A 7914-nucleotide genomic window follows, 5' to 3' on the forward strand; every position below is an offset into this window, starting at 1 on the left:
CCGGCAGTGATCTATTCGTCGTATATACCGACGGCCGAGACACGAGCTTCGGCGGGTTTCCCGCAATCGCGAGTCGTACGTTCGCGGTCAAGTTTACGAAGTTGTTTCGATTCTAGCCTAGCCTGTCGTCAGCCGTCCCAAGTAGACAATTGTTAGCACGCTTAGTTCGTCGGGCGCGGGCGATGTCTGCAGCCAACCAGCTGCCACGAGCGGGATCAGGAGCGGGAGAACACGCGGCACTTCGAGAGTCTAGCCGATCTCCCATCGGTCGAGTATCATGCCCGTCATGTGGGAGCTTCTCCTGTCGATCGCGCTCGCCGCTCCCGTTCACGTTCTCATCGACACCGAGCTCGGTGAGATCGAGGTCGCGATCGAAACCGAAGCCGCCCCGGTGACGGCGGCCAACTTTCTCCGCTACGTCGACGCCGGGCATTATGATGGCGGCCAATTCCATCGCACGGTGACGATGGACAACCAGCCGGACAACGACGTCAAGATCGAGGTCATCCAGGCGAGCGTCGACGCGGCGAGGGAGCTCGAGAGCTTCGAGCCCATTCCGCTCGAGCGAACCACGAGAACGGGTCTCTCGCATCTCGACGGCGTCATTTCCATGGCTCGTGATGGGCCGGACTCAGCGACCTCGAGCTTCTTCTTCTGCATCGGCGACCAGCCGGAGCTGGATTTCGGAGGAAAGCGAAACCCGGATGGTCAGGGGTTTGCCGCCTTCGGTCGCATCATCCGAGGTTCCGACGTCGTAAAGAAGATCCAGGGCTCGCCCGCAGAAGGCCAGAGCTTGACGCCGCCGACTCGGATTCGCGCGATCCGGAGGCGGTGAGCTCCGCGCTTGCAACCGGGAGGCGGGCTAAATTATCGTCCCGGTCCATGACGTCGCCGGTCGATAGGCGCCTCGCCTTGAAGACGCTGGGTACGGCGGCACTGGTGAGCCTCGCTCCCCGTGAGCTCCTCGCCGCGGCGCGAGCACTTCACGCTCAGATCGACGGCGAGCGACACGTGTTCAAGAGCCTCGACGTCGAACAGAGTGAGCTCGTCGCGGTCGTCGCCGAGCTGATCATTCCCGAGACGGACACACCCGGAGCGCGCGCGGCACGGGTGGACGCGTTCATCGACCTCATGTTGACCGAGTGGTTCGCCGACGAGGAACGCCACCGATTCCTGCAGGGACTCGCGCGACTGGCCAACCAGGACTTCCTGCGGAAGGACGAGGCGCAACGGGTCGCGATCCTGAGGGCGCTCGAGGAAGAGGCGCTCGCGGCTCCTGAGCCCCCTCCCGAAGCTCCCGCCGATGCGCCGTTCTTTTCGGTGATGAAGTGGTTGACGCTCTACGGCTACTTCACGTCCAAAGTCGCGATGGAACGGGAGCTCGATCCCGTCCTCTTCCACGGTACTTATGAGGGCTGCGCCCCTCTCCGGAGGTGAGGTGGTGCAGAGAGTCTATGATGCCATCGTCGTCGGCTCGGGAATCACCGGCGGGTGGGCCGCGAAGGAGCTGACCGAAAAAGGACTAGAGACTCTCGTTCTCGAGGCGGGAGGGCCGATCGATCCCGACCGAGACTACGTCGAGCACGTCCCACCCTGGCAGCAGCGATTTCGCGGGCTTCGCGACCGGGCGCGGCAATCACGAGATCAGCCGATACAGAAGAACTGCTACGCGTGCGACGAGTGGTCGAGTCGCTTCTTCGTGAACGATCGCGAGAACCCGTACACCTTCGCGCAAGACAAACCCTTCCACTGGATTCGCGGTCGGCAGGTGGGTGGGCGCTCGATCCTGTGGGCCCGCCAGACGTACCGCTGGAGCGATCTCGACTTCGAGGCGAACGCCAAGGAAGGAATCGGCGTGGACTGGCCGATTCGCTACCGCGACATCGAGCCCTGGTACGACTACGTCGAGGAGTTCGCCGGCATCAGTGGGCAAGCCGAAGGTCTGCCCCACCTTCCCGATGGGAAGTTTCTCCCTCCGATGCAGCTGAACTGTGCCGAAAAAGTGGTCAGAGAGGCGCTCGTAGGGAAGTTTGCCGACGAGCGAATGCTGACCATCGGACGTTGCGCCGTGCTCACCAAAGAGCACAAGGGGCGAGCGCCGTGCCACTACTGCGGGCCGTGCGAACGCGGGTGCATCACGCGATCGTACTTCTCGAGCCTGAACGCGACTCTCCCGGCTGCCAGGGCAACGGGCCGGCTCACCCTCAGGCCGCACAGCGTGGTTCACAGCCTCGTCTACGACGAAGGACTCGATCGGATCACCGGCGTTCGCCTCATCGATGGCCGAACTCACGAGGCTTTCGAGGTGCAGGGGCGTCTCGTCTTCCTCTGCGCGTCGGCGCTCGAGTCGACGCGCATCCTGCTCAACTCGAGGACGGCGCGCTTCTCGGAGGGCCTCGCCAATTCCAGCGGGACTCTCGGCCGTTTCCTGATGGATCACGTGATGGGTGGAGGGGCGGAGGGAACGATTCCGGGCCACGAGGACCGTGTTCCCTATGGGCAACGGCCGAACGGCCTCTACGTGCCACGATTCCGCAACGTCAAGACGAAATCGCCGTTCCTGAGGGGCTACGGCTTTCAGGGTGGCGGGTTTCGCGAGCGGTGGGAGCGTGGGCTCGAGATGCCTGGCTTTGGAGCCAGTTTCAAGCACGCTCTTCGGAGCTACGGCCCGTGGAAGCTGCGGCTCTACGGCTTCGGCGAGGGCCTTCCGCATGCCGAGAATCGCGTCAGCCTCGACCCCGAGGTGGTGGATCGCTGGGGCATTCCCGCATTGAAGGTCGACGCGCGCTGGGGCGAGAACGAGCGGGCACTCCTGAAGGACATGGCGCTGACCGCGGCGGAGATGCTCGAGGTCGCGGGAGCGAGGAACATCGAGACTTTCGTCGAGGACAACCCACCGGGCCTCACGATTCACGAGATGGGCACGGCGCGCATGGGCCGCGATCCGAAGACGTCCGTCTTGAACGGCTTCAACCAGTCCCACGACGTCCCGAATCTCTTCGTCACCGACGGAGCCTGCATGACGTCGTCTTCGTGCGTCAATCCATCCATTACCTATATGGCCCTTACCGCCCGCGCGTGCGATTACGCGGTGAAGCAAATGGATCAGGGACACATTTGAGCCGTCTGCTGTTCTTGGTTCTGCTCTCGACGGCGACGTCCTCAGGGGCCCAGCAGTGGTCTCATTACGGGGCCGATGCCGCCGCAACGCGTTACGCGCCGCACGACCAGATTCACGCCGGGAACGTGGAGAATCTGGAGGTCGCCTGGATCTTCCGTACCGATAACTTCGGCCCCGAGCCCGAGATCAAGGGCGAGACGACGCCCATCTTCATCGACGGGGTTCTCTATGCGACCGCGGGGCTGACGCGCAGCACCGTGGCCATCGACGCGGGAAGCGGTGAGCTCTTGTGGATGTACCGCCTGGGCGAAGGCGAAAGAGGTGCCAAAGCACCACGAAGGTTCTCGGGACGTGGCGTCGCCTACTGGAACGACGGCGACAAAGACCGACGAATCTACTTCGTCACCATCGGCTACCAGCTCGTCGCCCTCGATGCGAGTGAGGGCCATCCCATCGGAGCTTTCGGCGTGGACGGTGTCGTCGACCTCATGCGCGACGTCGCCGGCGGCGTCGATCCGGTGGGTGCCATCGGATCGAGCTCTCCGCCCGTGATTGTGGGAGACGTCGTCATCGTTGGGCCGGCTTTCCACCCGGGCTTCCGCCCACCCAGCCAGGCCAACTCGCGAGGGGATGTGAGCGGTTACGACGTTCGTACCGGAAGGAGGCTCTGGACGTTTCGCACGATACCTGCGCCAGGAGAGTACGGCCACGAGACCTGGGAAGACGGATCGTGGGAGTACACGGGTAACGCTGGCGTTTGGGCGCCGTTCTCGGCGGATCGCGAGCGCGGTTACGTCTACTTGCCCGTCGAAGCGCCGACGAGCGATTTCTACGGAGGGCACCGTCCCGGAGACAATCTGTTCTCGTCCAGCCTCGTCTGCCTCGACGCCCGGACGGGCGAGCGCGTTTGGCACTATCAGCTCACGCATCACGACATCTGGGATTGGGACGTTCCGACCGCGCCCATCCTGATGGACCTCGTCGTCGGGGGACGTCGAATTCCCGCGGTCGTCCAGCTCACGAAGCAGTCCTTCGCATTCGTGTTCGACCGGGTAACGGGTGAGCCGGTCTGGCCCATCGAAGAGCGTGCCGTACCCGGAAGCGACGTCCCGGGAGAACGAACGGCGCCGACGCAGCCGATCCCAACGAAACCGCCACCCTTCGACCGGCAAGGGGTGAGTGTGGACGATCTCATCGACTTCACTCCCGAGCTTCGTGCCCAGGCGGTCGAGATCGTGAGCTCGTTCCGCCTGGGGCCGCTCTATCAGCCACCTTCGCTCGCCGAAGCACCCGACGGGACCCGGGGAACGCTCATGCTTCCCGGTGCGGCTGGCGGCGCCGCCTGGGAAGCGGGCGCCTTCGATCCGGAGACGTCGATCCTCTACGTGAGCTCGTCAACGAGTCCGACTCTGCTGTCGCTCGTCGCCGATCCCGAACGCTCGGAGCTTCGCTACATCGCGGGCGAGATGCGCGTTTCGGGCCCCCGGGGGCTGCCGCTCGTCAAGCCGCCGTACGGACGCATCACCGCCATCGATTTGAGCACGGGGGAGCACCGGTGGATGCAACCGAACGGTGACACGCCGGCGTGGATTCGTGATCATCCCTCGCTCGAAGGCGTCGACGTCGGGCGCACGGGCTCGCCGTCACGCGCGGGAATCCTGGTGACGAAGACGCTCGTGCTTGCCGGCGAGGGATGGGGCGGAGGACGAGGCCTCTACGCTTACGAAAAGAGAACGGGCGAAGTGCTAGCTCGCATCGAGCTTCCGGGCGTTCAGACGGGCGTTCCCATGAGCTATCTCCACGAGGGCCGGCAATACGTGGTCGTGAGTGTCGGCGACCCGGCTACCAAGACTCCGGCACAGCTCGTTGCCCTGGCCTTGTCCCGCTCCGATTAGAGCTAACGCTCGAGCTCCGCCATCCAGTTCAAGACGACTGTGATCAGCTGGGAGCTCCGCTCTTCGGTGGCCACGTTCATGACGATGTCCTGACCGTCTCGGGTCACGTCGTAGGGCCCGTCCCATACCAGAGGGGACCATTCGTCGTGCAGGTCAGGACGCTCGAACAGGAGCCGGGGGGCTTCGGCTTCGAACCGCGGCGATGTGGTCACCGCGGACACCATGAGCTTTCCACCCGGCGCCAGGAAGAAGAGCTCGCCGGCCTCGACTGACCAGCGTGGGTGATGCCCGCCTTCTAGGGAGATCCGCCGCTTTCGGTCCATCTCGGGAAATCGAGCGACGTAAACCTCGTTCCGGCCCGATTCGTTCGAAACGTAAGCGAGATATTTTCCATCGGGTGAGAAATGAGCCTCGGCCTCGTGGAACTCCGTTTGCAAGATAATCCGCGGGGTCGGCTGGCCGTCAGCCGGCTCGAGGGGTAAAAGGCCGATATCCCATCCGGTTTCCCGCCGGTTCTGGTGGAAGACGATGAACCGGCCGTCCGGAGACCAATCCGCCGGTTCGGTCTGCATCGGAGACCGAAAGAGCCTCTCGATTCCGCTCGATCCATCGGCGCTCATCATGAACAGGTTGGGCGGCCCATCGAGATCCAGGCCGAAGACGATGCGACTCCCGTCCGGCGACCAGGCGAGGTGGAGAGCATGGCGATCGTTCTGTCCGGGGACGAGGGTCGAAGTGCCGCGGAGCCTATCCACGAACCAGAGGTTCCAATCGCCATCCCACTGAATCACGGCGAGTCGCGCCTCATCCGGCGATAGCGAGACGAAGCTATAGCTTGCCGGCGGAGCGGCTCGACCGGTGGGGCGTCCCTCGCGGTCCAGCCAGCGGAGCTCCGTTTGTCGCGGACCCCCGTCGAGGACATAGGCCAGAGTTCCGTTCGTGGAAATCGAGAACGACGCCCAGCCCGGCGGAATTCTCGCTACCCCTTCGGCGACGGGCACCGGCTGGCCCCGAAGCTGGCCCAGATCGGAGTCGAACGCCTGCGCCATGAGAACGCCGTCCCGCATGAAGAGCAGCTGGCCGCTGGCGTAGGCCACCGAGGTCATGTCGGACCCCGATTCGAACTCCAGGAGATCCGTCGACTCGGACGAATCGATCGAGCCGATCCGGATCCCCGAACCGCTCGCCGCGATCTCCTGAAACAAATAGCGGCGGCCGTCCGGCAGAAAGGTGGGAAAGTAATGGCCGGAGACGTCTTCTTCGAGTTGGGTGGCCGGTTGGGGGCGTCCCCCGCTATCGGACACTCTCATGAGAGGGGTTTCCAATCGTGGCGAAAACAGGATGACCCCCTCCGCGTTCCAGGTCCCGCCCTTGCCGTCTACGGCAGCGCAGAGCGTGTCGAGCCGCCCGCCGACGACCTCGAGCTTCTTCAGCTTCTGATCGGCGAAAAAAGCGATGAACCGGCCATCGGGTGACCAGAAGGGATACCGACCTCCTTCGGTTCCCGGCAGGAGTCGGGACTCCAGGGAATCGAGGGGGCGCAACCAGAGCCGGTCCACTCCTTGCGCATCCTGGGCCTCGTAGACCAGGCGACGGCCATCCGGGGACAAGGCCAGAACGACGGCATCGGCGATACTCGGCTCGATGAACCATCCCTCGGGTGGTGCGATGTCGAACCGGGTCGTCACGCCCCGCGCCGGTGCATCGGAAAACCAGTGAAAGGCGAGAACCAGGATAGCCGTCAGCAAAGCTCCCGCCATCGCCCAGACCCAGCGCCTCTGCCGAGACGTGTGGACGGCGGCCGCGCCGGGCGATTCGTTTTCGTCCGATGTCGTCTCCCGTATCAGGTGGGCGACGTCCGCCAGGGAATGCCAGCGATCGTCGGGATCCTTCGCCAGACATTTTCGGACGACGCGATCCAGCGTCCGGGGTGAGAGGGGCACGCGAGCCGAAAGCGGAAGTGGCTCGTGCGTCATGATGGCCGAGATCAGGTTCGCCTGACTCTCTCCCGTGAAGGCCTTGTGGCCGGTCACCATCTCGTAGAGCACGGCGCCGAAGGCGAAAACATCGGTTCGGGCATCCACCTCTTTGCCTTCGAGCTGCTCGGGTGACATGTATTGGAACGTGCCTAGGATTGTGCCCTCCTGGGTCAGCGGCTGCTGCGCGGTGACGGCGGATGGCTCGAGCGGGGTCGCGTTCTTTTCTTCTCCCGACAGCTTCGCCAGGCCAAAATCGAGAAGCTTGACGCCCGCCCTGGTCATGATGACGTTTCCCGGCTTCAAGTCGCGATGCACGACTCCTCGTCGATGGGCTTTGTCGAGCGCGTCCGCGATCTCCATCCCGCGCGCGAGCGCTTCTTCGAGAGGCAGCGAGCCTCTTTGCAAGCGGTCGGCGAGCGTTTCCCCCTCGATGTACTCCATCACCATGAATTCCACGCCATCCTCATGGCCGATGTCATAGAGAGTGCAGATGTTCGGATGGTTGAGACTCGAGACGGCCCGCGCCTCCCGCTCGAAGCGCTTTCGGAGATCGAGGTCGCTCGACAGATGATCGGGAAGCGTTTTGATGGCCACGGTGCGATCGAGGCGGGTATCGGTTGCTTTGTAGACTTCACCCATGCCGCCCGCCCCGATCGGAGCCACAATCTGGTAGGGGCCGAGCCTAGAGCCTGGTCGAAGTCCCATCGCTCACACCAACAAGGGGCGATTGTAGCGGTCCTACAGACTGCTTACAACGACGCGCGATGACTTATGGTCGATACCCCCTTGTGTAGACCGTCCGCGTCGTCGACGAGGGTCCGTCTAGCGCTCCCTCTCTCAGTGTCTCGACGACCAGCGATGGCTCCCACGGGGGACCGTTGGCCGCCTGTAGCCATAGCGTCTGAGTCACCTTGCTCGT

Annotated in this window: 5 protein-coding genes; 4 read left to right on the forward strand and 1 reads right to left on the reverse strand. The window is 63.9% G+C overall.

Annotation, left to right across the window (positions count from 1 at the left end; translation table 11 throughout):
• Positions 1-277: 277 nt before the first annotated feature.
• The 4 genes from VEK15_05285 to VEK15_05300 all read left to right on the forward strand — a co-directional run bounded on the left by VEK15_05285 (position 278) and on the right by VEK15_05300 (position 5016).
• The gene (locus VEK15_05285) at positions 278-835 is read left to right on the forward strand and encodes a peptidylprolyl isomerase (protein ID HXV60085.1); all 558 of its coding nucleotides are present in this window, start codon (positions 278-280) and stop codon (positions 833-835) included.
• A 77-nt stretch (positions 836-912) separates the two neighbouring features.
• A complete protein-coding gene (locus VEK15_05290) occupies positions 913-1437 on the forward strand; it encodes a gluconate 2-dehydrogenase subunit 3 family protein (protein HXV60086.1) in 525 nt (174 codons plus the stop codon).
• A gap of 4 nt (positions 1438-1441) precedes the next feature.
• Positions 1442-3121, forward strand: a complete 1680-nt coding sequence (locus tag VEK15_05295; GenBank protein ID HXV60087.1) for a GMC family oxidoreductase — start codon at positions 1442-1444, stop codon at positions 3119-3121.
• Positions 3118-5016, forward strand: coding sequence for a PQQ-binding-like beta-propeller repeat protein (locus tag VEK15_05300; GenBank protein HXV60088.1), 1899 nt, complete (start codon positions 3118-3120; stop codon positions 5014-5016). The genes VEK15_05295 and VEK15_05300 overlap by 4 nt, the downstream gene beginning before the upstream one ends.
• Positions 5017-5018: 2 nt before the next feature.
• On the opposite strand, the gene VEK15_05305 is transcribed toward VEK15_05300, so the two are convergent.
• Positions 5019-7700, reverse strand: coding sequence for a protein kinase (locus tag VEK15_05305; GenBank protein HXV60089.1), 2682 nt, complete (start codon positions 7698-7700; stop codon positions 5019-5021).
• Between the last annotated feature and the right edge of the window lie 214 nt (positions 7701-7914).

Source organism: Vicinamibacteria bacterium (assembly GCA_035620555.1).
GTDB lineage: Bacteria > Acidobacteriota > Vicinamibacteria > Marinacidobacterales > SMYC01 > DASPGQ01.

Bases quoted from the DNA above. Each gene is read 5' to 3' on its own strand.
- VEK15_05285 (HXV60085.1), top strand. From the start codon at position 278: ATGCCCGTCATGTGGGAGCTTCTCCTGTCGATCGCGCTCGCCGCTCCC.
- VEK15_05305 (HXV60089.1), bottom strand. From the start codon at position 7,700: ATGGGACTTCGACCAGGCTCTAGGCTCGGCCCCTACCAGATTGTGGCT.